The following is a 24,641-nucleotide window of genomic DNA, read 5'->3' as shown; positions in this document are numbered from 1 at the left end:
GAATTATACTGGCAACCCGGGGTTAAACAAGGATCCTCCAAGAAAAAAGGCGGCCAGGCCGCCAAAGAGAGAGCTATTTAAGTACTTTGCGCAGGAACTCCCGGGTACGGGGATCCTGCGGATCGACCAATATCTGATCCGGCGGGCCCTGTTCGACGATCCGCCCCCCCTCCATGAAGATCACCCGATCGGCGACATCACGGGCAAACTCGATCTCGTGGGTCACCACCACCATGGTCTGGTGCTGGCTGGCGAGCAGCTTCATCAATCCCAGCACCTCATCAACCCATTCGGGATCGAGCGCCGAGGTGGGCTCATCGAACAGGATCACCTTGGAGTGTGCCGCCATGGCGCGGCCGATACCGACCCGCTGCTGCTGGCCGCCGGACAGCGACGCCGGGTAGGCATCCCGCTTCTCGGCGAGGCCGATGTCCTTGAGGATGCCGAGCGCGGTGGCACGAGCCTCCGCCTTGGGCCGCTTCCAGACGGTGATCAGCCCCTCGGCGATGTTGTCCAGCGCCGTCTTGTTGGCGAACAGAGCATAGTTCTGGAACACGAAGGAGGCGCGCTTGCGCAGCTCTATGGCCTGCTGCTCGCTGGCGTTGGCCAGATCCAGCTGCAGATCGTCGATGGCAAGCGCTCCGGCATCCGGGGTCTCCAGCAGGTTCAGGCAGCGCAACAGGGTCGATTTGCCGGTCCCGGAGGGGCCGATAATCACCACTATCTCTCCCTTCTTGACCTCCAGATCGATGCCGTTGAGCACCTGATTGCCGTGAAAGGCCTTGGACAGACCGCTAAGTTTGATCATCGGCCCTCCTTAATAGGCGCGGTTAAGACGCACTTCCAGCAGGTGCTGCAAGCGGGTGAAAAAGATGACCACGACCCAGTAGACCAGCGCCACCGCCATGAAGCTCTCGAAGAACTTGAAGGAGGAGGCGGCTTCCATCTGCGCCTTGCCCATGATCTCCGCCACCCCCAGGGTGAAGGCAAGGGAGGTGCTCTTGATCATGTCGATGAAGTAGTTCATCAGAGATGGCGTCGCTATGCGGGCCGCCTGCGGCAGTATGATCCGCTGCATCGCCTGGTAGCGACTCATGCCGATGCTGAGGGCTGCCTCCATCTGGCTCTTGTGGATACCCAGAATGGCGGCCCGGATCGACTCCGCCATGTAGGCGGCGAAGTGCAGGGTCAGGCCTATGATGGCGGCGGTAAAGGCATCCATCCCCACGAAGACGGGGAACAGTTGCGGCAGGCCGTAATAGAGCAGGAACAGCTGGACGAGCAGAGGAGTACCCCGAAAGAACGAGATATAAAGCATCGCCAGCCAGTGAATCGCGGGAACGCGAAACACCCGTACTATCGCCAGGGCCAGCGACAGTACGAGTGCCAATACGAATCCCCACAGGGCCATCTCCATCGTGGTGCCCAGATACTTGAGCAGGATGGGGAACAGCCCGAGCGTGTACTCGAGATCGAATGCCATCATTTATTTGTTAGTGATGTCCGCTGCGAACCATTTTTCCGAGATCTTGGTCAGGGAGCCGTCTTTGCGCATGGCGGTGAGGGCGTCGTCGACTTTCTTCAGCACGGCCTGCTTCTCCGGGGTCTTCAGGAAGGGCAGGGCGTTCTCGATCGTCTCGAAGGGGGCGCCAGCCTGTTGCAGCGGCAGCTTGGATTCCTTGATCAGCTGGGCGGTGGAGACGCGGTCCATCACGAAGGCATCGATGCGGCCCAGGGCGACGTCCTGTTCGAAGCTGGAGTCATAGGTGCGGACGTCGATCTTCTTGTTCGGGTCGTTCTTGCGCAGCAGCTCTTCGAAGTTGGAACCGAGGTTCACCGCGACAGTCTTGCCTTCCAGATCCTTGAGACCGTGGATGCTGTCGTTGCCCTTGCGCACTACGATCTGGGCGCCGTCATAGACATAGGGCTGGGAGAAGGCGTACTTGGCCTTGCGCTCGTCGGTGATGGTGATCTGGTTGGAGATGGTGTCGACGCGACCGGTTTCCAGCATGCCGAACAGGCCGGAGAAGCTGGCGGTGACGAATTCGACCTTGTAGCCGGTGCGCTCACCGATCTGGTTCCACATGTCCACCTCGAAGCCCTGCAGCTTGTCCTGCTTGACGAAGGTGAACGGGAAATATTTGCCGGACATGCCGACCTTGATGGTTTCCTGGGCGATGGCCTGGCCGGACAGGCTGGCCAGCAGAATGGCGGCGCCGGATATCAGCTTGATGGTCGATTTCATGGGATTCCTCTCTCTGTTGTTCTGTATTTTTAGTTGTAATAACGGGTTGGCGCAGATGTTATTGGAATAAAATATAAAGAATAAATGATATTTGGTTATATAAAATAACCGGGATGACATGGAAACATTCTGTCCACACCCCAGCTGGGGGCTGTGGGTAACTTTGGGGATGAAATCAGATCCTGGGGCGTTGGATCCTTGAAAGTCAAGGATCTTATTTGCTGGATCCCCGTGGCGGTAACTGGAGATCCAGCCGCTAAAAACGTAGAATAGCCGGTCTTTAGTTAATCAATTGACGGGAGTCTAGAGTGACTGCTTCGCTATGGCAGCAGTGCCTAAACCGGCTGCAAGATGAGTTGCCCTCGGCAGAATTCAGCATGTGGATCCGGCCGCTTCAAGCGGAGTTGAGTGACAATACTCTGACCCTGTATGCACCTAATCGCTTCGTTCTGGATTGGGTACGCGACAAGTACCTGCTCCGGGTCAACGGCATCATCAACGAGCTCTGTGGGGTCGATGGTCCCACCCTGCGTTTTGACATCGGTAATCGTCCCCATCCCGTCGCGGTCGCCAGAGCGCCGACGCGCGGTGCTGCGCCTGTGAATAACTCTCACAAGAGTTGGGAAAGCAAGGCGGAAACCAAGCCCGAGCCGAACCACAAGAGCAACACCAACGTGAACTATACCTTCGAGAACTTCGTCGAAGGTAAGTCCAACCAGTTGGCTCGTGCGGCGGCCCGTCAGGTAGCCGACAATCCGGGTGGCGCCTATAACCCGCTGTTCCTCTATGGTGGCACCGGTCTGGGCAAGACCCACCTGTTGCACGCTGTTGGTAACGCCATCAAGGAACGCAAGAAAGACGCCAAAGTCATCTACATGCACTCCGAGCGTTTCGTTCAGGACATGGTAAAGGCGCTGCAGAACAACGCCATTGAAGAGTTCAAGCGTTACTACCGCAGCGTCGATGCCCTTCTCATCGATGACATCCAGTTCTTCGCCAACAAGGAGCGCTCCCAGGAGGAGTTCTTCCACACCTTCAATGCGCTGCTCGAGGGTAACCAGCAGATCATCTTGACCTCGGATCGTTATCCGAAGGAGATCAACGGGGTCGAGGATCGGCTCAAGTCCCGCTTCGGCTGGGGCCTGACGGTGGCGATCGAGCCGCCGGAGCTGGAGACGCGGGTCGCGATCCTGATGCGCAAAGCGGACGAGAACCAGATCCACCTGCCGGACGAAGTCGCCTTCTTCATCGCCAAGCGGCTGAGATCCAACGTCCGTGAGCTGGAAGGCGCCCTCAACCGGGTGATCGCCAACGCCAACTTCACCGGCCGCGCCATCAACATCGATTTCGTGCGCGAAGCGCTGCGGGACTTGCTGGCATTGCAGGAGAAGCTGGTTACCATCGACAACATCCAGAAGACGGTGGCGGAGTACTACAAGATCAAGCTGGCGGATCTGCTGTCCAAGCGCCGTTCACGCTCCGTCGCCCGCCCACGCCAATTGGCGATGGCCCTGGCCAAGGAGCTGACCAACCACAGTTTGCCGGAGATAGGTGATGCCTTTGGTGGCCGTGACCACACCACCGTTCTTCATGCTTGCCGCAAGATCGAGCAGCTGAAGGAGGAGAGTCACGACATCAAGGAAGACTATTCCAACCTGATCCGTACCCTTTCCTCCTGATAACACAGCGGAAAGTGCAGATGCAGCTCGAATATTCCAACCTGATCCGCATTTTTTCCTCCTAACAACAACGGAGAGCACAGATGCAGCTCGAAATTAGCCGTGAGGCCCTGTTACGTCCTCTGCAACTGGTGTCCGGTGCCCTGGGTGGCCGGCCGACCCTGCCCATCCTCGGCAACGTCCTGCTCGATGTCAGCAACGGTCTGCTGTCGCTGACCGGGACCGACCTCGAGGTGGAGATGAGAGGTTTGGTCTATCTCAACAGCGACAGTCAGGATGGCCGCACCACGGTGCCGGCCCGCAAGCTGCTGGATATCTGCCGTGGCCTGCCGGAAGGAGCGGACATTCGCCTCAACACCGAGGGTGAGCGGCTGATCATCCGTTCCGGTCGTTCCCGCTTCAACCTCTCGACCCTGCCGGCGACCGAGTATCCGAACATCGAGGATTGGGAGTCCGTGCTCGAGTTCGATATCAGTCAGCTGGAGTTGAAGAAGCTGATCGATGCGACCCAGTTCTCCATGGCCAGCCAGGACGTGCGTTACTACCTGAACGGCATGCTGTTCGAGAGCGAGGGCCATGGCCTGCGCACCGTCGCGACCGACGGCCACCGTCTGGCCACCTGCCGCCGTGAAGTGGTGCAGGATTCGCTGCCCGATCATCAGGTCATCCTGCCTCGTAAAGGGGTGCTGGAGCTGGTGCGCCTGCTGGAGGTGGAAGACAAGCCGGTACGGCTACAGATCGGTCGCAGCAATCTGCGCGCCGCCCTCGACGGTTTTATCTTCACCTCCAAGCTGGTGGATGGCCGCTTCCCGGACTGGCGCCGCGTCATTCCGCGGGGCAGTGACAAGGCCCTGATCGCCGGCCGCGAAGATCTGCGCCAGGCCTTCGCCCGCGCCGCCATCCTCTCCAATGAAAAATTCCGTGGGGTGCGTCTCAATTTGCAGCAACATCTGCTGCGCATCACCGCCAACAACCCGGAACAGGAAGAAGCGGAAGAGCTGCTTGACGTACAATACGAGGCCAGTGAGATGGAGATCGGCTTCAACGTCTCCTATGTGCTGGACGTGTTGAATACGTTAAAATGTGACCAGATCCGGATCAGCCTGAGCGATTCCATCAGCAGTGCCATTATTGAGGATTTTGACAGCCAAGATGCTCAGTACGTGGTGATGCCGATGCGGATCTAGTCGTGTCCCTGGTCAAACTCCAGCTCAGCGACTTTCGCAATATCCAGCAGGCCAGTCTCAAGCTGTCCCCCGGCCTCAATATCCTGGTCGGGTGCAACGGCAGCGGCAAGACCAGCGTGCTGGAAGCCATTCACTACCTCGGTCTCGGTCGCTCTTTTCGTACTCACCTGACCGGGCGGGTCATCCGTCAGGGGGAGCGGGCCTTCACCCTGTTTGCCCAGTGCGAGCTGGAGGGGCGTCAGGTGCCCATCGGGCTCGCCAAGGACAAGAGTGGCGAGACCCAGCTCAAGATCGCCGGGGCCCAGGCCCAGCGGCTGGCCGATCTGGCCGAGCTGTTGCCGGTGCAGTTGATCCATCCCGATGGTTTCAACCTGCTGACCGGCGGGCCTCAGGCGCGCCGGGCCTGGCTGGACTGGGGCGTTTTTCATCAGGAGCCGACCTTCTTCTCCCTGTGGGGACGGGTACGGCGGCTGTTGAAACAACGCAATGCTCTGCTGCGCCAGAGCACCCAGTATCGCCAATTGGCGTTCTGGGATCAGGAGCTGGTAAGGCTTGGGAGTGAACTGGCAGAGTTTCGCGCCAGTTATTGTCAGGCTATTACCCCCCTGATCAAGGAGATGACGGCGGATTTTCTGCCGGAATTCGACATCAGTCTCGGTTTCTATCGGGGCTGGGAGAAAGACCGCCCCCTCGGCGAATTGCTGGAGGCGGGGTTTGAGCGGGATCGTTCGCTGGGGTACACAGGGGTAGGCCCACAGAAGGCCGATGTGCGACTCAAGGCGAACGGGGTGCCCGCTCAGGATATTTTGTCCAGGGGTCAGCTGAAGTTGCTGGTCTGTGCCATGCGACTGGCCCAAGGGCTCTATTTGAATCAACATAGCAGCCGCGGCTGTATTTTTTTAATTGACGATTTTGCCTCTGAACTGGATGTCGACAAGCGCCGACTGCTGGCTGCAAGGCTGAAGCAGTGTGCGTCTCAGGTGTTTATCACCGCCATCGATACCGGTCAGCTCGCAGACATGATGGATGCGAGTGACTGCAAGCTGTTCCACGTGGAACAAGGCAAGATCTCCGAAACGTTAGAGAAGGCAGAGAGTAAGCTATGAGTGAAAATACTTACGACTCCTCGAATATCAAGGTGCTGAAGGGCCTGGATGCGGTCCGCAAGCGCCCGGGGATGTATATCGGCGATACGGACGATGGCTCGGGTCTGCACCACATGGTGTTCGAGGTCGTCGATAACTCCATCGATGAGGCTCTGGCTGGCTACTGCTCCGATATTCTGGTCAAGATCCATTCAGACGGTTCCGTCTCAGTGCGTGACAACGGTCGGGGTATTCCGGTCGATATCCACGAGGAAGAGGGCCGCTCCGCTGCCGAGGTCATCATGACTGTGCTGCACGCGGGCGGTAAGTTCGATGACAACTCCTACAAGGTGTCCGGTGGCCTGCATGGCGTGGGCGTCTCCGTAGTCAACGCCCTGTCCGACAAGCTGTTGCTGACCATACGTCGTAACGGCCACGTCTATGAGCAGACCTATCACCTGGGCGAGCCGCAGGCACCGCTCAAGCAGATCGGTGACAGCTCTTCCGGCACTGGTACCGAGGTGCGCTTCTGGCCGAGCCCGACCATCTTCACCGATACCCTGTATCACTACGAGATCCTGGCCAAGCGCCTGCGCGAGCTCTCCTTCCTCAACTCTGGCGTCTCCATCCGCCTCGAAGATGAGCGTGATGGCCGCGAGATGCATTTCTGCTACGAGGGCGGCATCAAGGCCTTCGTCGAATACCTGAACCAGAACAAGACGCCGATCCACCCCAAGGTGTTCCATTTCTCCACCGAGCAGGACGGCATCGGCGTCGAAGTCGCCATGCAGTGGAACGATGCCTATCAGGAAGGGGTGTACTGCTTCACCAACAACATCCCGCAGCGGGATGGGGGTACTCACCTGGTGGGCTTCCGTACCGCGCTGACCCGTACCCTCAACACCTATATGGACAAAGAGGACTACAGCAAGAAGGCCAAGTCGGCCGCCAGCGGCGACGACGTACGTGAAGGCCTGATCGCCGTCATCTCGGTCAAGGTACCGGATCCCAAGTTCTCCTCCCAGACCAAGGACAAGCTGGTCTCGTCCGAAGTGAAGACCGCCGTTGAACAGGCGATGGGTGAGAAGCTGAGTGAATTTCTGCTGGAAAACCCGAGCGATGCCAAGATCGTGGTCAACAAGATCATCGATGCGGCCCGTGCCCGTGAGGCGGCCCGCAAGGCGCGTGAACTGACCCGTCGCAAGGGGGCGCTGGACATCGCCGGCCTGCCCGGCAAGCTGGCAGACTGCCAGGAGAAAGACCCGGCCCTGTCCGAACTCTACATAGTGGAAGGGGATTCTGCTGGCGGTTCCGCCAAGCAGGGTCGCAACCGCAAGAACCAGGCCATACTGCCGCTCAAGGGCAAGATCCTGAACGTGGAAAAGGCCCGTTTCGACAAGATGATCTCCTCCCAAGAGGTGGGCACCCTGATCACCGCCCTGGGCTGTGGCATAGGTCGTGACGAGTACAACCCGGACAAGCTGCGCTACCACAACATCATCATCATGACCGATGCGGACGTCGATGGTGCGCATATCCGGACCCTGCTGCTGACCTTCTTCTACCGCCAGATGCCGGAAATCATCGAGCGTGGTTACGTCTTCATCGCCCAGCCGCCGCTGTACAAGGTCAAGAAGGGCAAGCAGGAGCAGTATCTGAAAGATGAAGATGCGCTGCTGCAGTACCAGACCGCCATGGCGCTGGACGGCGCGACCCTGCACGTCAACGAATCAGCCCCGGCCATCGGTGGCGAGGCGCTGGAGCGTCTGGTCAACCAGCATCGCGCCGTGGCTCACCTGATCGGCCGTATGTCCCGCCGTGCCCCCGAGGCCGTGTTGACCCAGCTGATCTATCAGCCTGAGTTGAACGAAGCCCTGCTGGCCAGCGAGAGCGACCTGCTGGTCTGGTGCCAGAGCATGGAAGCCGTGCTCAACGAGAGCAACCACGGCATCCAGTACCAGATCCAGGTACGCCGCGACGAGGAGCGCAGTCTGTTCGTGCCCCACGCCGTGGTGCGTCAGCACGGTGTCGATCGTGAATATCCGATCAGCTACGACTTCCTGCAGTCCGGTGAATACCGTCAGCTGGTTTCCCTCGGCAAGGAGATCGCGAACCTGATCGAGGACGGTGGTTTCATCAAGCGTGGCGAGAAGGTCAAACCGGTCGCCAACTTCGTGGAAGCCGTCGATTGGCTGATGAGCGAAGGCAAGCGCGGCATCTACATCCAGCGTTATAAAGGGCTGGGTGAGATGAACCCGGACCAGCTGTGGGAAACCACCATGGATCCGGAAGCGCGTCGCATGCTGCGGGTGACCATCGACGATGCCGTCGGTGCCGACCAGTTGTTCTCCACCCTGATGGGTGATGCGGTCGAGCCCCGTCGTGACTTCATCGAGACCAATGCCCTGCGGGTTGCGAACCTCGACGTCTAACGACTCAGTAGAGCAATAAAAAAGCCGGTCCTCGTGACCGGCTTTTTTTTCAGGGCTGGGTATAAAGTCACGTTCCACGTGAAACACTAGCTGCGCAGATGCTGCTATCGTCAGGCCAGCTCGGGGGTGGGGCAGTAGAGGCGTAGCCGATGGCCATCCGGATCGAGCGCCATGCCGGTGTAGCCAAACTCCAGTCGGATCGGCGGCTGGGTGATGGTGAGGCCACGAGCCAGCCATTTCGCAAACTCGGCATCGACGCTGGCATCATCAGGCAGAGGGAAGGCCAGCTCCATGGCACCGGCTCCTTGCGTGACCTTGGGCTCGACCGTGGCACTGGACCAGAGCGCCAGCCTGGCGCCCGACTCGAACACGAACATGGCAAAGGTGGGGGACTCCTCCACCGGCGAGCGACCAAACAGCTCGCGATAGAAGCGGGCGCTGCGAACCGGATTGGCGACATAGAGAATGGTGAACTGGGGGACAAGCATGGGGACACTCCTTGTTTCGGGGATGGCGCATCTGCGCCGACCCCGTCAGCATGGCGCTACCTGCTGTCAGTTTCTGTCAGCAATGAATTTTGGCTGCGGGATCTGCTGGGTGGCGCGCCACTCCTTGAGCAAGATAGCCCGGCTCCTGGGGTAGCCGATCTCCTCCAGCTTCAGCTGGCGGATGCGATCGACCCGGAAGTGGCGAAAGTCCTGTCGCAGCTCGCACCAGGCCATCAGCACCCGCACCTGCTCGAAATAGCCGAGGGCGAAGGGCCAGACGGTGCGCTCGGAACTCGCCTCCCTCAGATCCCGATAGCTCAGGGTCACCTTGTGTTGCTGGCGGATGGCACTGCGCAACGGGGCTTCATCGGTGAGGCTGTCACTGCGGGCGGTGCCGATCAGTAGGGCATTGGCCTGGAGCTGCTGACGGTACTCGGCGGGCAGCACGGCTTCTATCTTGGCCAGCGCGCTGCTGGCCGATGCACTCAAGGCTCCGTCACCGTGAGCGACGACCCAGCGCGAACCCAGCACCAGCGCATCCAGCTCCTCCTCACTGAACATCAATGGCGGCAGCATGAAACCGGGTCGCAGCACATAACCTATCCCCGGCTCTCCTTCAATATGTGCCCCCTGGGCTTGCAGGGTGGCGATATCCCGATAGAGGGTGCGCAGGCTGATGCCAAGCTGGCTGGCCAGTTCGGTGCCGGTGATGGCGTAGCGATGACCGCGCAGCAGCTGGAGCAGGGCCAGCAGGCGTTCGGAACGGGACATGAGGTGGCTCCTTGAGATCTGTGATGGTGCTGCCGAGCGGGTGGAACGGCAAGAGCGGCGTTACAGCTTGTCGCCGCGAAAGGTGCGGCGCCACTCGCTCGGAGACACCCCGAAGCGAGTGCGAAAGTGCTGGCGCAGGCTGGTGGCCGTCTTCAATCCCACCAGTTCGGCGATGCGTTCCATGGAGTGAGAGCTGGATTCCAGCAATTCCTGGCTGAGTCCGAGCCGCTCGGCCAGCAGCCATTCACCGACGGAGAGGCCGGTCGCCTGCTGGAAACGGCGGGTGAAGGTGCGCCGACTCATCAGGCAGTGCTCCGCCAGGCTGTCGAGGCTATGGGGCTGCGCCAGGTGGACGCGCAGATGATCCAGCAGCTGATTCATCCTGGTATCCCGGGTGGAGGCGGGTACCGGCTGCTCGATGAACTGGGCCTGGCCGCCTTCTCTATGGGGTGGCACCACCAACCGCCGCGCCAGCTTGTTGGCAATGGCTGAGCCATGGTGCTGGCGAACCAGATGGAGGCAGCAATCCAGTCCGGCCGCCGTGCCGGCCGAGGTGACCAGGTTATCGTCATCCACATAGAGGGCGTTGGTATCGAGCCGCACGCCGGGAAAGCGCTGCATGAAGTCCTGCTCGTATTCCCAGTGGGTGGAGGCCCTGCGTCCCTCCAGCAGGCCGGCGTAGGCCAGCACATAGGTGCCGAGGCAGAGCCCCACCACCTGGGCGCCTCGGCCATGAGCGGCAACCAGGGCATCGAGCAGGGGCTGGGCCGGGCGCTCGGCGGGATCTCGCCAGAAGGGAATGATGATGATATCCGCCTCGGCCAGGGCTTCGAGCCCGTGGGTGGGATTGATGTGAAAGCCTTGGGAGGAGCCGGGCTGGCGGATGGCATCACCGGCGCAGAGCCTGAGTTCGAACAGGGGTCGACCCGGCATCATCATGTCGCCGAAGATGAGACAAGGCACGGCACAATGGAAGGGGCTGAAGTGATCGAAGGTCACCACTGCGACTATCGGGCTGGGCATGGCGGTAGGCTCCTCTGCTCGTTGCACAAGGATGATAATCTCTGGTCGCAGAAAGACGAAGGGCCATGTAGTCCCATGGCCCTCTTGCTCAGAACACCAGGGTCTCGCCATCCTCAGGCACCAGAACCCGTTCCTGTATGCCGTGTTTGCCAAGATAGTCGCGCAGCTCGTGCCGTGACAACAGGGCATGATTGACGGCCTCCAGATGGCTGGCGATCAGGGTGGCCTGCGGGGCGGCTTGGTGCACCGCCAGCACATCCTCCTTGTTCATGATGATGGCGCCGAGCCCGGGAATATGGGCATCGCCACAGTTGAGCACGACCACCTCGGGTCTGTGCTGTCGCAGGCTCTGTTCAACCATCTCGTTCCAGACGGTATCACCCGCCAGATAGAGGCGCTTCTCGCCGGGATGGGAGAAGACCACGCCGCACACCTCTCCCAGCCGTTCACCCAGCACGGCCATGATATCGTCGCTGCCGTGCTGGCCTTCGGTCCGTTGCAGCCGGATACCGGCAAACTCTGCCGACTCGCCCAGCAGACGCACATCATGGAAGCCGCTGGCGCGGATGCTGTCGGCATCCTTCTGGTGCTGCACGAACAGCGGGAGGTGTTTGGGGATCTGCTGCTGTGCGGCCAGGTCCCAGTGGTCAGGATGATCGTGGGTGACGATCACCGCATCCACATCGATGAGTTTCGCCAGGGGCAGTGGCAGCTCGACCAAGGGGTTACGAAGGTGGCTGTTGGCCGTCCCCTCAAAGCCCGGGAGGCTGTCCTTGGCAGACAACATGGGATCGATCAGAAAGCGGGTACCGGCATAGTCGATCAGCAGGGTGGCGTTACGAACCTGGGTAATGTGCATGGCATTGCATCCTTGGTGGCGACTGAGTGTGCAACCAGTATGACGAGAGATGCGGGGAGCGATGAGTGGCCCGTGGGTCGATAATCATCACAATCGGGCCAAATTGCAGCGCGAGAGTGAGCGGGGAAAAATTTTTTAAAAATCTCCCTTGAAAGAAAAAAGCTGACCCCTATATAGGTAACAAGGCCGGAACGCTCAATAGAGGTTTCGACCAGGCGCCCGTCCAAATGGAGGGCAAACAATCTGTTATCGCTCAAAAGAGGGTAATACTATGCGTTCTATCGACTTCTCTCCGCTCTATCGTTCTGCCATCGGTTTCGATCGTCTGGCCAATCTCATCGAATCTGCGGCCAGCAATGGCAATGCCGGCTATCCCCCCTACAACATCGAGCAGCTGGGGGACAACGACTACCGCATCAGCATGGCAGTGGCGGGCTTTACCCAGGAGGAGCTGGAGTTGAGCTTCCAGGAAAACCTGCTGACGGTGAAGGGCAGCAAGCAGGCCGATACCGATCGCAACTATCTCTATCAAGGCATCGCCGAGCGAGGCTTTGAGCGTCGCTTCCAGCTGGCCGACTATGTGCGGGTGAAGGGGGCCGATCTGAAAAATGGTCTGTTGCACATCGAACTGGCCCGTGAAGTGCCCGAGGCGATGAAGCCGCGCAAGATCGAGATCAACGGCTAATCGCCACGCTGACCACCATTTTTTACCTAGTTTCCCGGGTGCCTGATGGGCCTGTGGAGATGGAAACCTGTTGCTTAATAGAAGGATAGGATTATGCGTAACCTCGATTTTTCTCATCTATCTTCCAATGCCGTTGGCTTCGAGCGGATGGCCCGTGAGCTGGAAGGCCTGTTTGAACACAAGGCTACGGCCTATCCCCCTTACAACATCGAAAAGCGGGAGCAAGACGGCTACCGTATCACCCTGGCGGTGGCTGGCTTCGAGCGTGAAGAGCTGGAGCTGGAGACCGAAAACGGCACCCTCAAGGTGAAGGGCCGCAAGGCACCGGTTGCCGAGGAGCGTCGCTTCCTCCATCAGGGCATAGCCGAGCGTGACTTCGAGCTCGCCTTCAAGCTGAGCCAGCATGTCGAGGTGCGAGGCGCCAGACTGGAACACGGTCTGCTGATCATCGACCTGGCCCGCGAGCTGCCCGAGGCGCTCAAGCCCCGTGCCATTCCCATCGGTCAGGCGGAGCAGCTGGCGCTGCCGAGCTAAGCCCCGAGATCGAAAAGGCCTGCAATCGCAGGCCTTTTTTATTTTCTGAAGTTGGGCTCTCAGCTGCCGGCGTAGAGGCGGTTGATCTCCTCGGCCAGGATGGCGACACCGCGGCGCACCAGCTCCTCACTCTGGGAGTAGTTGAGGCGGATGCACTCCTGGCTGTGGCGCCACTCGGGATCATCGATGCCGGGGAAGAAGTAGTGACCCGGCACTATCAACAGGTTCTTCTCCTTCAGGCGCTCATAGAGTGTCTGGCTGTGGATCGGCAAATCTTCGAACCAGAGCCAGAGGAAGAGGGCACCTTCCGGCTTGTGGATATGGAAGCGGGGATCCGGGATCGCCTCACGTAGCAGCTTTACCGCCAGCTTGGCCTTCTGCTGGTAGAAAGGCTTCACCACCTGTTCGCTCAGGGCGATGATCTCGCCGCTCTCGATCATCGGTATGGTGATGGCGGGTCCCAGGCTGCCCGGCGCCAGGTTGATGATGCCGCTCAGGTTGGTGATGGCCTGGATGATCTTCTCATCGGCGATGACGATACCACAGCGGGTACCCGGCAAGCCGAGCTTGGAGAGGCTCATGCAGAGGATGGTGTTGGCATTCCAGAACGGCTTGGCTTCGCTGAAGATGATGCCGGGGAAGGGCACCCCGTAGGCGTTGTCGATCAGCAGGGGAATGCCCTTGTCGCGGGCGATCTGATCGAGATGCTCGATTTCCTCATCGGTCAGCACGTTGCCGGTCGGGTTGGTCGGGCGGGAGACACAGATCACCCCGATGTCATCACCCACCTGCAGGCTCTCGAAGTCCACATGGTACTTGAACTGGCCGTCGGCCAGCTTCTCGATGGTGGGCTTGTAGGCCACGAAGTAATCGTCGGCCAGGGCCGAGTCGGCATAGCCGATATATTCGGGAGCCAGGGGGAAGAGCACCTTCTTCTTGCGGCCATCGGCGAACTCGCCGGCCAGCAGGTTGAACAGATAGAAGAAGGCGTTCTGACTGCCGTTGGTCAGGGCGATGTTGCGAGCCGAGATGTCCCAGCCGAGTTCCTTGCTGAGCAGGGCGGCCAGGGCCTTGGTGAACCTGTCCTTGCCTTGTGGGCCGTCGTAGTTGGCCATGGCTTTGACCAGTTCACCGTTATCGAGCAGGCTCTGCGCCTCGGCCTGAAAGCGTTCCAGCATGGCGGGAATGGGGGCCGGGTTGCCGCCTCCCAGCATGATGGCGTCCGGATTGAGCAGCCCCTGATTGAGGTCATCCATGAGTTGGGTAATGCCGGCGTGGCGAGTGAACTTCTCGCCGAACAAGGAAAATTCCATTCGGTGGCGGATCCAGATTGAGTAACGGGGATGTAGCACCATAGCTCAGTTCAAAAGCGGGTGTCGATCAAAAAAACCGGACGTTTCACGTGGAACAGGGCCGGCAACTCAGAGATTTGAAAATGCCTAATCCGAAATGGATATCTCTCACCCCTCATATCTGAATGATGATTAATTTAAATAAAATCATCGACTTATAAGAATGGTGAGGAGAACCCGTTGCCATCCGTCGGATGGCAACGGGGTAGAGGCATCCTGATGGCGATTATTTGCCCCGCGCACCCAGGTAGCGCAAGGGGGTCTGCCCGGTGTGCTGCTTGAAGAAGCTGATGAAGGCGCTGTCGCTGGAGAAATCCAGCTGGCCGGCCACCTGGCCGATGGGGGTCTGCTCGGCCAGCAGCTCCATGGCGCGCAGCAATCGCCACTGCTGGCGCCAGGCCTGATAGCTCATGCCGGTGTCCCGCAGGAAGATGCGGCCAATGGTCTTGTCACTGGCACCCACCCGCTCGGCCAGCAGGTTGAGCCGATCGGGCAGGGCGCCGTCTCGGGTCACCTCCTGCAACCAGTTGTCCAGCCGCGGATCGGCGGGCAGCGGCAGCTGCCAGGATTCCTGCGGTGCCTCTGCCAGTTCCTCCATGAAGAGTGCCAGCAGTCGGCTCTGCTCCTGCTTCGGCTTGTCCCAGGGCCAGAATGCCATCCGCTCGATGACCTCCCGCAGCAGGGGGTTGACCGCGATCACCTGCACCTCGGTCGGCAATTCGGCCCGCGGTTTGAAGTAGAGGGAGCGGTAGGCCACCACCCCGCGCATCAGTACCCTGTGGGGCGTACCCGCCGGTAGCCAGGCCGCCCGGCTCGGTGGCAACAGACAGATCCTGTGCGCCAGTTCTATGCTCATGCAGCCCGCTTGGGCGAACAGCAGCTGGTGACGGCCATGCCGATGCAGACCCGAGTCATGCCAACCCAGAGCGGAGGCGATACCGCTCACATCGCCAGTCAGCTTATCGGGGTCGAAAGGGTGATCGGGAAGAATAAAGGCCATCTGTCTGATTCTTGATGTTTATAGTCCTGCTTATTGTAATCAGACATCCGCTTTCTCACTAGACTGGCAGCCTCTCATCAAGGAGGTTTGTCATGAACAACAAGTCGCCACCGCTCTGGCTGGTGGTCGGATTGATGATGTTTCCCCAGCTGGTGGAGACCATCTATAGCCCCGCACTGACCCATATCGCCACCGGGTTCCGGGTGAGCGAGGGGCTGGCATCCCAGACCCTGTCGGTCTATTTTCTGGCGTTCGCCCTGGGCGTGGTCTGCTGGGGGCGGCTGTGCGATCTGATCGGACGGCGTCCGGCCATGCTGGCCGGTCTGTTGACCTATGGGTTCGGCACCCTGCTGGCCTTGCAGGCTCGCGAGTTCGAGACCCTGCTGCTGGCCAGAGTCATCTCGGCCTTCGGTGCCGCCGTGGGATCCGTGGTGACCCAGACCATGCTGCGTGACCGCTATCAGGGCGGGGATCTGGCGCGCGTCTTCTCGGTGATGGGGGTGGCGCTGTCCCTCAGCCCCGTGCTCGGTTTGATGAGCGGTGGCCTGCTGGTCGGATGGGCTGGTTACCTCGGCGTGTTTGGCGGTTTGCTGGTGCTGGCTTTGGGGTTGCTGCTGATCGTCGGTTGGCGGTTGCCGGAGACGCGCCCGGTGAGCACAACCCGGGTCGCACTCTGGCCGCTGGCGTGCCGGATGGTGCGGGATGCCGGGCTCTGGTGCAGCGCCCTGCTGGTCGCATTGTTCAATACCATGCTGTTTGGTTACTACAGCCTGGCGCCCTTCCTGTTTGCGAAGCTGGGATGGAGCGTCAGCGAGTTCGGCTACTCCGGTATGGGGCTGGCCCTGGCGACGCTTGCCGGCAGCCTGTTTAACAAGGGGTTGCTGGGGAAGGGGTGGATGCCGTCATCTCTTATCCGGTTGGCCGCCGGCCTGGCGCTGGGCTGTGGTGGGGCCCTGTGGGCTACGCAGAGTTCGCTCTGGTTCCTGCTGCCCATGATGGGGGTAGTGGTGGCTTTTGGTATCGCCATCCCCAACATCCTGAGCCAGGCCCTGCTGGCCTATCGGGAGGTGGCGGGCAGTGCCGGCGCCCTGTTTGGCCTCGCCTACTACCTGTTGCTCAGCCTGGGATTGGCGCTGGCGGCCACCTTGCAGGATCTGGGGTTGCTGCTCATCGGCTGCGGCTTGCTGGCAATGCTGGCCAGCAAGCGCCGTTCCACGTGAAACATCAGCTGCCGATGAAGCGGTAGCCGATGCCGGATTCGGTTTCGATCAAGCTGGGCTGCTGGGGGTTATCGGCCAGCTTTTTGCGCAGGCTGGCGATGACGATGCGCAGGTAGTGGGTGTCTTCCTTGTGGCTGGGCCCCCAGATGTCGTTGAGCAGTTGGGTCTGCATCACCAGCTTGCCGGGGTGGCACACCAGCGCCTGCAACAGGGCGAACTCCTTGCGGGACAGGGGGATCTCCTCTCCGTGCAGGCTCACCTTGTGGCTGCTGGTATCCAGGCTCAGGCCACATTGGGGAAAGTGGCGGCACTCGCCGCTGCTGGCCCCGGCCCGCTGCCGCAACAGCACGCGGATCCGCGCCATCATCTCCCCGATGCCGAACGGCTTGTTCATGTAGTCGTTGGCGCCGGCATCCAGCAGCCGCACCTTCTCCTGCTCCGAGTCCCGTGCCGACAACACCAGCACCGGGTGCTGGTGATGTTCCCTGATGGCTTGCAGGATCTGGATGCCGTCTCCGTCCGGCAGCCCCAGATCCAGGATCACCAGGTCGGGGTTGAGATGGCGATACTGTGCCAGGCCGTCATTGACGCCGACCGCCTCGCTGACCTGATGGCCCTCGGCGATCAGGCTGATGCGCAGGAAGCGGCGGATGGCCGCCTCATCGTCGATGACCAATATGTGCGCCATTACACCTCCGGTGAATTGAGGACGAGCGGCAGGGAGATGCGCATGCAGGTACCGTTGCCGTTGGGGCCGGCGAATGCCCAGATGCGGCCGCCGTGGGCCTCTATCATAGCGCGAGAAATGGCGAGGCCAAGCCCGGTGCCGCGACTGCCGCCATCGCCGACCGGCTGGGTGTAGAACAGATTGAAGATCTTGTCCCTGTCTGCGGTGGCGATGCCCACCCCGATGTCGATGATGTCGATGATGAGATCCGGGGTGGCCAGCATCACCTTGAACTCGATGGGGGTGCCGGCTGGCGAGTAGCGGGAGGCGTTGTCGAGTATGTTGACCAGCACCTGCTCGATCAGGGCGCCGTGCACGTAGAGCTGGGGGATCTGCTGATCGAAGTGAATGAGCAGCTTGTGCTGGCGCCAGGAGGAATCCAGCCGCTTGCGGGCGCTCTCCACCAGATCGGCCAGATCGACCCACTCCCGCTTGAGCTGGAAGTCCGGCGAGCCGATGCGGGTCATGTCCAGCAGGTTCTGCACATAGCCGTGCAGGCGGCGAGCTTCGTCCTGCACCGAATGCAGCAGCTCGTCGCGATCCTCCGGGCTGATCCGATCACCGTATTCCAGCAGCGTGCTGCCGGCACCTATGATGGTGGCGAGGGGCGTCTTCAGATCGTGAGATACCGAGGAGAGCAGGGCGGCGCGCAGCCTGTCCGTCTCGGCCTGCAGCTGGCTGTCGGCCAGCCGCTCGTTGAGATCGATCCGGGCAAGGGCGGCACGAATATCGGTGAGCAGCGCCTGCAACTGGTGTTCGGCGGAGGAGGCGAGCGGGTTGGCCAGCCTGATACCCAGCACCAGTTCATCGGTGAGGTGATGATACTGGGCTTCGGCCGCGTTGAGAGTCGCGGTGTGGGCCCCGGCGCTCTGCTTCTGGGCCAGGCACCAGTCGATGGCGGCCTTGTCGGTCTGGCCCGGTCCCCGCACCTCATCCCCGGCTCTGTACTGGTACTCCTCATCCAGGGCGAACACGGGTTGCCCCAGGGCCAGGGAGATGGCCTGGGTACCCTGCCTGAGCACCTCCACCGGGCTGCTGGCGGTGGCCAGCCCCTGGCTCAGGGACAGCAGGGCGTTGCCGAGCTGCTGGGTCTCGCGCAGGCCGATCAGCTGCTGGCGCTGGCGGGAGGCGAGCCGTCCTGCCGTCATGCCGACGATGAGCAGTACGAACAGGGTGAGCAGGTCGCTGTGGCTGGCCACGCTCAGGGAGAAGTAGGGGGCGGTGAACAGCAGATTGTGAGCGACGAATCCCAGCACGGCCGCCAGTATGGCTGGCACCAGGCTGGTGGAGAGGGCCGTGGCCAGCACCCCCAGCACGAACAGCAGTGGCAGGGAGGCGGGTGGCAGCCAGTGAGAGAAGCCCCAGGCGATGGCCGAGGTGATGCCCATGATCAGCAGGGCCAGCAGGCTCTGGCGGATCTCCCTGGGGCCCGCGGGGTGCAGTCTCAGGCTGGGTTTGCGTTTGTCCGTGTCCACCAGGGTGATCTCGAATCCCTGCGCCTGTTTCAGCAGGTGTTGCACCAGAGAGCGGCGCCAAGGCGGGCTGTGAGGCTTGCCGAGCAACAGCTGCGAGACCTGCTGCTGTTCGGCCGTCTCCAGCAGGGCATCGGCGACCGCCGGGCTGGAGAGGGTCAGCACCTTTGCGCCGAGGTGAGAGGCCAGCGCCAGTGCCTGCTCCACCTCGGCCGAGCGCCACCCCTGGCTGTCGATATGCACCACCAGCCAGGGCAGCTGGCGGCGCTGGGCGAAGCGGTGACCGTAGCGCACCAGGGAGGCGCCGTGCTGATCGCCGAGGCAGACCATCAGCTTGCCTCGCAGTGGCTGGGTGGTCTTGCCTGCCGCCTGCCACTGCAGTTGCAGATCTCCCTCCACGTGGCTGGCGGCGGTCTGCATCGCCAGCTCGCGCAGGGCGGTCAGGTTGTTGAGGGAGAAGAAGGATTGCAGGGCGGCCTTGGCCTGATGGGGCACATAGACCTTGCCCTCCTTGAGCCGGCCGAGCAGCTCCTTGGGGGGAAGGTCTATGAGGACTATGCTGTCCGCCTCCAGCAGCACCTGATCCGGCAGCGTCTCCTTGACCCTGACCCCGGTCAGTTGCCACACCAGATCGTTGAGGCTCTCCAGGTGCTGTACGTTGAGGGTGGAGTAGACATCGATGCCGGCGCCGAGCAACTCCTCCACATCCTGCCAGCGTTTCTCGTGACGGCTGCCGGGGGCGTTGCTGTGAGCCAGTTCGTCCACCACGGCGATGGCAGGCTTGCGTGCGAGCAAGCCATCCAGATCCATCTCCTCCAGTCGCTGCTGGCGGTGGTAATGCAGCTGGCGCGGCTGGATGGCGAGCTTGTCGAGCAGGGCCAGAGTCTCCTGGCGGCCGTGGGTCTCGACCACCCCGATCAGGATATCGACCCCCTCCTTGGCCTGCTCGCGCACGGCCTGCAGCATGGCGTAGGTCTTGCCTACGCCAGGGGCTGCACCGAGAAACACCTTCAGCTTGCCCTTGTGTTCCTCTTCCAGGCTGGCCAGCAAGGCATCGGCCCTTACCTCATCACGCATTCTCTTCCCTATCGAGCGGCAGGCTCGGCTCAAAAATATGAATGATTGCCAGTGAGCCAGCGCACACCACCATTATGCTGCCTTGTCTTTATCGAGCAGCAAGTTTAGCTGGAGAATGTTGACCACTTGCGGGCCAAGGATACCAGCTTGTGCCGCCGACTTGACCCGCTCCGTCAACGAGGCGGGATCCAGCCCTCGCTCCCTGGCGACTCTGGTCACCTGAGCCAGCACGGCATCCACGGGCAGGTGGGGATCCAGGCCGGAGCCGGAGCGGGTCAGCTGGGTGGGAGAGGGGTTGTCGCCCTGGGCCTTGGCCGCGGTGTTGGCAAATTCGGCGCGCAGCGGTGAGCTCATACCGAGGTTGGAGGCGCCGCTGCCGATGGTTGCGAAATCGCTGGCTGAGGGGCGGGAGTGGAAGTATTCCGCCCGCTCAAACTTCTGTGCCAGCAGGGCGCTGCCGATCAGCTGTTGTTTGTCATTGGTCAGCTGGCTGCCGTTGGCCTGCCAGGGGAACAGCACCTGGGCCAACCCGGTCACGGCCAGGGGATAGGCGACCCCCAGCAACAGGGTCAGGGTCAGCAGGGTTCTGATAGCAATCATGGTATGTCCTTACTCCGGAATGAGATGACGGGATGCGAGCCTGGCCCGCATCCCTCGGTGCTTACACCAGGCCGAGGCCGGTGATGACCAGATCGATGAGCTTGATGCCGATGAAAGGCACGATCAGGCCACCGACGCCGTAGATCAGCAGGTTGCGGCGTAGCAGGCTGGCGGCCGTTCCCTTCACATCGACCCCTCGCAGCGCCAGCGGCACCAGCGCCACTATGATCAGGGCGTTGAAGATGATGGCCGACAATATGGCGCTCTCGGGGCTACCGAGTTGCATCAGGTTCAGCACGCCGAGTTGTGGATAGGCGGCGATAAACAGGGCTGGCAGTATGGCGAAGTACTTGGCCACGTCGTTGGCAATGGAAAAGGTGGTCAGGGCGCCACGGGTGACCAGCAGCTGTTTGCCCACCAGCACCACGTCCAGCAACTTGGTGGGGTTGGAGTCGAGATCCACCAGGTTGCCCGCCTCCTTGGCGGCCTGGGTGCCCTCATTCATGGCCAGCCCTACGTCGGCCTGGGCCAGTGCCGGGGCGTCGTTGGCCCCGTCGCCGCACATGGCCACCAGCCGGCCATCGGCCTGCTCCTGGCGGATATAAGCCAGCTTCTTCTCCGGGGTGGCCTCGGCGATGAAGTCATCCACCCCGGCCTCGGCGGCGATGGCGGCCGCGGTCAGCGGGTTGTCGCCGGTGATCATCACGGTGCGGATCCCCATGTGACGCAGGATCTGGAAGCGGGCCTTGATGCCGGGCTTGATGATGTCCTTGAGGTACACCACCCCGAGCAGTTGCTCGTGGGTACAGACCAGCAGCGGGGTACCGCCCTGGCGGGCGATGTGATCGACCGCCTTCAGGATCGGCTCCGGCACCCCCTTGCGATCGAGGGAGAGGTAGTTCAGCACCGCATCCACGGCCCCCTTGCGATATTGATGACCGTTGCGGTCCAGCCCGCTCAGTCGGGTTTCTGCGCTGAAGGGGATCACCTTATCGCTCTCCAGTTGGCTCGGCTTGGCCATGCTCTTGCCGGCCAGGGTCAGGATGGACTTGCCCTCGGGCGTGTTGTCGCCGAGGGAGGCCAGCATGGCGGCCTGGGCCAGCAGGGAGGGATCGACCCCGGGGGCCGGGATCAGCTCGTCAGCCATGCGGTTGCCGAAGGTGATGGTACCTGTCTTGTCCAGCAGCAGGGTGCGCACGTCACCGGCGGCCTCCACGGCACGGCCTGACTTGGCGATCACGTTCAGCTTCACCAGCCGGTCCATGCCGGCGATGCCGATGGCGGAGAGCAGGCCGCCTATGGTGGTCGGGATCAGGGTGATGAAGAGGGCAAGCAGGTAGAGACGCGGTACCTGGGTGCCGTTGTAGTCGAGGAACCAGGGCAGGGTGGCGACCACCAGCAGGAAGATCAGGGTCAGACCCACCAGCAGGGCATCGAGCGCCATCTCGTTGGGCGTCTTCTGGCGCTTGGCCCCCTCGACCAGCGCGATCATTCTGTCGAGCGTGCTTTCCCCGGGATTGTTGGTTACACGGACCCAGATCTCGTCGGAGACCACAGTGGTGTTGCCGGTCACGCCGCTGCGGTCGGTGCCGGACTCGCGGATGACGGGGGCGGATTCCCCGGTGATAGCGGCCTCGTTGACGGAGGCGATACCGGCAACGACTTCACCGTCGGCCGGGATCATCTCGCCGCTGCGCACCAGCACCAGATCCCCTTTTTGCAGGCTGGTGGCCGGGATCCACTCGCCCTGGCCATCTTTCGGATCCCGTACCTTGCGTGCCTGAAGCTGGCTCATGCCCGCCTTCAGGCTGTCGGCCCGCGCCTTGCCACGCCCTTCCGCCAGGGTCTCGGCGAAGTTGGCAAACCAGAGCGTCAACCAGAGCCAGGCAGTCAGCTGCCAGGCCAGGCTGGGGGTAACCCCCGACAGGGGTTGCCCCATCAGGGACTCCACGGTCGCCATCACGGCGGCCAGCCAGAGGGTGAACAGGATGGGGCTGCCAAACAGCGCCTTGGGATTGAAGCGATAGAAAGCTTCAATCATGGCCTGTACGACCTGTGAATGAGGTGACTTGCCCTTGACCTTATTGGTGCCGGCTGTCACTGAAATGGACTTGCTCATTGGAAAGCTCCCTGCATCAGGGTGAGATGTTCGGCTACCGGTCCCAGCGCCAGTACGGGCAGGAAGGAGAGGCCACCTATCAGTAATACGGTGATGATCAACAGCGTCACGAACAGAGTGCCGCTGACCGGGAAGTCCCCCTCGCCAGCATCTATGCGCGATGATCTAGCGAGCTGACCGGCGATGGCCAGTACCGGGATGATGTAGCCGAAGCGGCCGAGCAGCATGGCCAGACCGATGGCGATGCATTGCCAGCTGTCGGCGGCGGCGAAGCCACCGAAGGCGGAGCCGTTGTTGCCGGCCGCCGAGGCGTAGGCATAGATCAGGCGGGACAGGCCGTGGGGGCCCTCCTGGCCGATGATGGTGCTGGCGTCCGGCATCAGCAGGGTGACCCCACCGATCACCAAAACCCCGACCGGCATCACCAGCATGCTGGCAACCACCCACTTCATCTCGGTGATGCCGAGGCGCTTGCCGAGATAGGTCGGGGTGCGTCCCACCATCAGGCCGCACAGGAACACGGTCAGCAGCACGAACAGCATCATGCCGTAGATACCGGCACCGACCCCACCAAACACCACCTCACCCAGCAGCATGTTGATCATGCCGACCATGCCACCGAGGGGGGTGAAGCTGTCGTGCATGGCGTTGACCGAGCCGTTGGAGGCGGCGGTGGTCGCCACTTCCCAGATGCTGGAGAGCACCGGGCCGAAGCGGCTCTCCTTACCTTCCCAGTTACCGACCTGGCTGGTGATCTGGGCCAGATTGGGATCCGGCTTCAGCTCCTGGTACAGGGAGAGGCAGAGGCCCAGCACAAACAGCAGCGTCATGGCAGTGAGGATGGCACGGCCGTGACCCTGGTGCTTCACGTAGCGGCCCAGGGTACAGACCAGGGCGGCGGGAATGGTCAGCAGGGTGACCATCTCCAGCCAGTTGGAGAGGGCGGTCGGGTTCTCGAACGGGTGTGCCGAGTTGATGCCGAAGAAGCCCCCGCCGTTGGAGCCGAGCTGCTTGATGGCGATCTGGGAAGCTGCGGGCCCAAGCGGCAGCAACTGCTCCTGACCTTCCAGGGCGTGGAACGGCAGGTAGGCCGACAGACTCTGGGGAACCCCTTGCCAGACCAGCAGCAGTGCCATGACGAGCGCCATCGGCAGCAGCACGTAGAGGCAGAAGCGCACCAGATCCTGCCAGAAGTTACCCAGATGGGTGGTCTGCTGGCGAGTGATGCCGCGGAACAGCGCCACGGCCACGGCGGCGCCTGTGCTGGCGGAGACGAAGTTCTGGGTGGTGAGCCCCACCATCTGGCTGAAGTAGGAGAGGCTGACCTCACCGGAATAGGCCTGCCAGTTGGTGTTGGTCATGAAGCTGACGGCGGTGTTGAAGGCCAGTTCCCAGCTCAGGCCCGGTAACTGCTGCGGGTTGAGGGGCAACAGGCCCTGGGCCATCAGGATCAGGAACAGCAGACCGAAACCTGCGCCGTTGAAGGCCAGCAGGCTGAGGGCGTAGGACTTCCAGTTCTGCTCCCGCCCATCGGTGCCACAGCAGGCCATGGTCGCTCGTTCGATAGGGGAGAGCCAGCGGCTCTGCCCCTCGAACACCTTGTACATGTAGTTGCCGAGCAGAGGTGCCGGCAGCAGGACCAGCAGCACGAAGGCCGCCGGATAGATCACTTCTTGCCACATATCGGATCCCTCACTCGTCACTGCGTGTCAATGCACGCATCAGATAGCCCAGCAGGGCGAGGACCAGCAGCAGATAGAGCCAATTCATATAAATTCCCTTGGTGTAATTGACAGCACAAGGGTATGTAAAACCGGCGTAAAGGCGCCATAAAGCCCCCTTTGACGGGCGTAAAATCGGCGTAAAAAGCGGAGATATGAGGGGGGAATAGAATGGAAAAACCCGGCCTGGGCCGGGTCTTATAAGGAGGGAATGGAGAATGCCGTTGTCGAGCTGACCATGGTGTTCCTATTTTCCCGCCATCAGCGCATGGTGAGCCACTCTTCGGCGCTGGTGGGGTAGGTATAGCAACGTTGTTGTCGAGTTGACCTTGGCGTTCCTATTTTCCCGGCCTCAACGCATGGTG

21 protein-coding genes are annotated in these 24,641 nt (G+C 61.4%); 7 read left to right on the top strand and 14 right to left on the bottom strand.

Annotated features, from left to right (window positions below):
* Positions 1-73: 73 nt before the first annotated feature.
* Genes LG30_RS0106315 through LG30_RS0106305 form a run of 3 tightly spaced genes read right to left on the bottom strand, consistent with a single transcriptional unit; the run spans position 74 to position 2,245 of the window.
* Positions 74-808 (bottom strand): amino acid ABC transporter ATP-binding protein, encoded by a 735-nt coding sequence (locus tag LG30_RS0106315; RefSeq protein WP_033129876.1) that lies wholly within the window; start codon positions 806-808, stop codon positions 74-76.
* A gap of 9 nt (positions 809-817) precedes the next feature.
* Complete coding sequence (locus LG30_RS0106310; RefSeq protein ID WP_152599067.1) at positions 818-1,486, bottom strand: amino acid ABC transporter permease; 669 nt, start codon at positions 1,484-1,486, stop codon at positions 818-820.
* Positions 1,487-2,245: an amino acid ABC transporter substrate-binding protein gene (locus LG30_RS0106305; RefSeq protein ID WP_033129875.1), complete on the bottom strand. Its 759-nt coding sequence runs from the start codon at positions 2,243-2,245 to the stop codon at positions 1,487-1,489.
* A gap of 308 nt (positions 2,246-2,553) precedes the next feature.
* Between LG30_RS0106305 and dnaA the strand changes: the two genes are divergently transcribed.
* The 4 genes from dnaA to gyrB all read left to right on the top strand — a co-directional run bounded on the left by dnaA (position 2,554) and on the right by gyrB (position 8,628).
* A complete protein-coding gene (dnaA, locus tag LG30_RS0106300; RefSeq protein ID WP_033129874.1) occupies positions 2,554-3,924 on the top strand; it encodes a chromosomal replication initiator protein DnaA in 1,371 nt (456 codons plus the stop codon).
* Positions 3,925-4,007: 83 nt separating this feature from the next.
* Positions 4,008-5,111, top strand: coding sequence for a DNA polymerase III subunit beta (gene dnaN, locus LG30_RS0106295; RefSeq protein ID WP_033129873.1), 1,104 nt, complete (start codon positions 4,008-4,010; stop codon positions 5,109-5,111).
* Between the two features lie 2 nt (positions 5,112-5,113).
* Positions 5,114-6,217, top strand: a complete 1,104-nt coding sequence (gene recF, locus LG30_RS0106290) for a DNA replication/repair protein RecF (RefSeq protein ID WP_033129872.1) — start codon at positions 5,114-5,116, stop codon at positions 6,215-6,217.
* A complete protein-coding gene (gene gyrB / locus LG30_RS0106285) occupies positions 6,214-8,628 on the top strand; it encodes a DNA topoisomerase (ATP-hydrolyzing) subunit B (protein WP_033129871.1) in 2,415 nt (804 codons plus the stop codon). The genes recF and gyrB overlap by 4 nt, the downstream gene beginning before the upstream one ends.
* A 110-nt stretch (positions 8,629-8,738) precedes the next feature.
* Here gyrB and LG30_RS0106280 read toward each other — a convergent pair whose 3' ends face one another.
* The 4 genes from LG30_RS0106280 to LG30_RS0106265 form a co-directional block, all read right to left on the bottom strand.
* A complete protein-coding gene (locus LG30_RS0106280; RefSeq protein WP_033129870.1) occupies positions 8,739-9,116 on the bottom strand; it encodes a VOC family protein in 378 nt (125 codons plus the stop codon).
* Positions 9,117-9,182: 66 nt separating this feature from the next.
* Positions 9,183-9,887, bottom strand: a complete 705-nt coding sequence (locus LG30_RS0106275; protein WP_033129869.1) for a helix-turn-helix transcriptional regulator — start codon at positions 9,885-9,887, stop codon at positions 9,183-9,185.
* Positions 9,888-9,947: 60 nt separating this feature from the next.
* Positions 9,948-10,910, bottom strand: coding sequence for a GlxA family transcriptional regulator (locus LG30_RS0106270; protein ID WP_033129868.1), 963 nt, complete (start codon positions 10,908-10,910; stop codon positions 9,948-9,950).
* 88 nt (positions 10,911-10,998) lie between these two features.
* Positions 10,999-11,769, bottom strand: a complete 771-nt coding sequence (locus tag LG30_RS0106265; RefSeq protein WP_033129867.1) for an MBL fold metallo-hydrolase — start codon at positions 11,767-11,769, stop codon at positions 10,999-11,001.
* A gap of 271 nt (positions 11,770-12,040) precedes the next feature.
* Between LG30_RS0106265 and LG30_RS0106260 the strand changes: the two genes are divergently transcribed.
* Together LG30_RS0106260 and LG30_RS0106255 are read left to right on the top strand one after the other, a co-directional pair.
* Complete coding sequence (locus LG30_RS0106260) at positions 12,041-12,454, top strand: Hsp20 family protein (protein WP_033129866.1); 414 nt, start codon at positions 12,041-12,043, stop codon at positions 12,452-12,454.
* 93 nt (positions 12,455-12,547) lie between these two features.
* Positions 12,548-12,988, top strand: coding sequence for an Hsp20 family protein (locus LG30_RS0106255; RefSeq protein ID WP_033129865.1), 441 nt, complete (start codon positions 12,548-12,550; stop codon positions 12,986-12,988).
* Between the two features lie 59 nt (positions 12,989-13,047).
* Here LG30_RS0106255 and LG30_RS0106250 read toward each other — a convergent pair whose 3' ends face one another.
* Together LG30_RS0106250 and LG30_RS0106245 are read right to left on the bottom strand one after the other, a co-directional pair.
* Entirely contained in the window at positions 13,048-14,301 is a 1,254-nt protein-coding gene (locus LG30_RS0106250; RefSeq protein WP_033129864.1) for a valine--pyruvate transaminase, read from the bottom strand.
* 265 nt (positions 14,302-14,566) lie between these two features.
* A complete protein-coding gene (locus LG30_RS0106245) occupies positions 14,567-15,340 on the bottom strand; it encodes an AraC family transcriptional regulator (protein ID WP_033129863.1) in 774 nt (257 codons plus the stop codon).
* Positions 15,341-15,432: 92 nt separating this feature from the next.
* Here LG30_RS0106245 and LG30_RS0106240 point away from each other — a divergent pair, with 92 nt between their 5' ends.
* The gene (locus LG30_RS0106240; RefSeq protein ID WP_033129862.1) at positions 15,433-16,560 is read left to right on the top strand and encodes a multidrug effflux MFS transporter; all 1,128 of its coding nucleotides are present in this window, start codon (positions 15,433-15,435) and stop codon (positions 16,558-16,560) included.
* Positions 16,561-16,564: 4 nt separating this feature from the next.
* Here LG30_RS0106240 and LG30_RS0106235 read toward each other — a convergent pair whose 3' ends face one another.
* From LG30_RS0106235 to kdpA, 5 genes are all read right to left on the bottom strand, one after another.
* Entirely contained in the window at positions 16,565-17,248 is a 684-nt protein-coding gene (locus LG30_RS0106235; RefSeq protein ID WP_033129861.1) for a response regulator, read from the bottom strand.
* The gene (locus LG30_RS0106230) at positions 17,248-19,836 is read right to left on the bottom strand and encodes a DUF4118 domain-containing protein (protein WP_033129860.1); all 2,589 of its coding nucleotides are present in this window, start codon (positions 19,834-19,836) and stop codon (positions 17,248-17,250) included. Before LG30_RS0106230 ends, LG30_RS0106235 begins: the two co-directional genes overlap by 1 nt.
* A 72-nt stretch (positions 19,837-19,908) precedes the next feature.
* Positions 19,909-20,436 (bottom strand): potassium-transporting ATPase subunit C, encoded by a 528-nt coding sequence (locus tag LG30_RS0106225; RefSeq protein WP_033129859.1) that lies wholly within the window; start codon positions 20,434-20,436, stop codon positions 19,909-19,911.
* 61 nt (positions 20,437-20,497) lie between these two features.
* Entirely contained in the window at positions 20,498-22,555 is a 2,058-nt protein-coding gene (kdpB, locus tag LG30_RS0106220) for a potassium-transporting ATPase subunit KdpB (RefSeq protein ID WP_033129858.1), read from the bottom strand.
* Positions 22,552-24,237 carry a potassium-transporting ATPase subunit KdpA gene (gene kdpA, locus LG30_RS0106215; protein WP_033129857.1) on the bottom strand — a complete coding sequence of 562 codons (1,686 nt, stop codon included), beginning with the start codon at positions 24,235-24,237 and terminating at the stop codon, positions 22,552-22,554. Before kdpA ends, kdpB begins: the two co-directional genes overlap by 4 nt.
* Positions 24,238-24,641 lie beyond the last annotated feature (404 nt).

The sequence above is a fragment of the Aeromonas aquatica genome (assembly GCF_000764655.1).
In the GTDB taxonomy this organism is placed as follows: domain Bacteria; phylum Pseudomonadota; class Gammaproteobacteria; order Enterobacterales; family Aeromonadaceae; genus Aeromonas; species Aeromonas aquatica.
Note: the sequence above shows the minus strand (reverse complement) of the source record. Positions and strands in the feature narration are given on the sequence as shown.

What these genes read in the sequence shown, in the direction of transcription:
- gyrB (WP_033129871.1), top strand. Translation starts at nt 6,214, where the DNA reads ATGAGTGAAAATACTTACGACTCCTCGAATATCAAGGTGCTGAAGGGC.
- LG30_RS0106305 (WP_033129875.1), bottom strand. Translation starts at nt 2,245, where the DNA reads ATGAAATCGACCATCAAGCTGATATCCGGCGCCGCCATTCTGCTGGCC.
- LG30_RS0106270 (WP_033129868.1), bottom strand. Translation starts at nt 10,910, where the DNA reads ATGCCCAGCCCGATAGTCGCAGTGGTGACCTTCGATCACTTCAGCCCC.
- LG30_RS0106225 (WP_033129859.1), bottom strand. Translation starts at nt 20,436, where the DNA reads ATGATTGCTATCAGAACCCTGCTGACCCTGACCCTGTTGCTGGGGGTC.
- LG30_RS0106245 (WP_033129863.1), bottom strand. Translation starts at nt 15,340, where the DNA reads ATGGCCTTTATTCTTCCCGATCACCCTTTCGACCCCGATAAGCTGACT.
- LG30_RS0106230 (WP_033129860.1), bottom strand. Translation starts at nt 19,836, where the DNA reads ATGCGTGATGAGGTAAGGGCCGATGCCTTGCTGGCCAGCCTGGAAGAG.
- LG30_RS0106280 (WP_033129870.1), bottom strand. Translation starts at nt 9,116, where the DNA reads ATGCTTGTCCCCCAGTTCACCATTCTCTATGTCGCCAATCCGGTTCGC.
- dnaN (WP_033129873.1), top strand. Translation starts at nt 4,008, where the DNA reads ATGCAGCTCGAAATTAGCCGTGAGGCCCTGTTACGTCCTCTGCAACTG.
- kdpB (WP_033129858.1), bottom strand. Translation starts at nt 22,555, where the DNA reads ATGAGCAAGTCCATTTCAGTGACAGCCGGCACCAATAAGGTCAAGGGC.
- LG30_RS0106260 (WP_033129866.1), top strand. Translation starts at nt 12,041, where the DNA reads ATGCGTTCTATCGACTTCTCTCCGCTCTATCGTTCTGCCATCGGTTTC.
- LG30_RS0106250 (WP_033129864.1), bottom strand. Translation starts at nt 14,301, where the DNA reads ATGGAATTTTCCTTGTTCGGCGAGAAGTTCACTCGCCACGCCGGCATT.
- LG30_RS0106255 (WP_033129865.1), top strand. Translation starts at nt 12,548, where the DNA reads ATGCGTAACCTCGATTTTTCTCATCTATCTTCCAATGCCGTTGGCTTC.
- LG30_RS0106265 (WP_033129867.1), bottom strand. Translation starts at nt 11,769, where the DNA reads ATGCACATTACCCAGGTTCGTAACGCCACCCTGCTGATCGACTATGCC.
- kdpA (WP_033129857.1), bottom strand. Translation starts at nt 24,237, where the DNA reads ATGTGGCAAGAAGTGATCTATCCGGCGGCCTTCGTGCTGCTGGTCCTG.
- LG30_RS0106275 (WP_033129869.1), bottom strand. Translation starts at nt 9,887, where the DNA reads ATGTCCCGTTCCGAACGCCTGCTGGCCCTGCTCCAGCTGCTGCGCGGT.
- LG30_RS0106240 (WP_033129862.1), top strand. Translation starts at nt 15,433, where the DNA reads ATGAACAACAAGTCGCCACCGCTCTGGCTGGTGGTCGGATTGATGATG.
- LG30_RS0106310 (WP_152599067.1), bottom strand. Translation starts at nt 1,486, where the DNA reads ATGATGGCATTCGATCTCGAGTACACGCTCGGGCTGTTCCCCATCCTG.
- LG30_RS0106315 (WP_033129876.1), bottom strand. Translation starts at nt 808, where the DNA reads ATGATCAAACTTAGCGGTCTGTCCAAGGCCTTTCACGGCAATCAGGTG.
- LG30_RS0106235 (WP_033129861.1), bottom strand. Translation starts at nt 17,248, where the DNA reads ATGGCGCACATATTGGTCATCGACGATGAGGCGGCCATCCGCCGCTTC.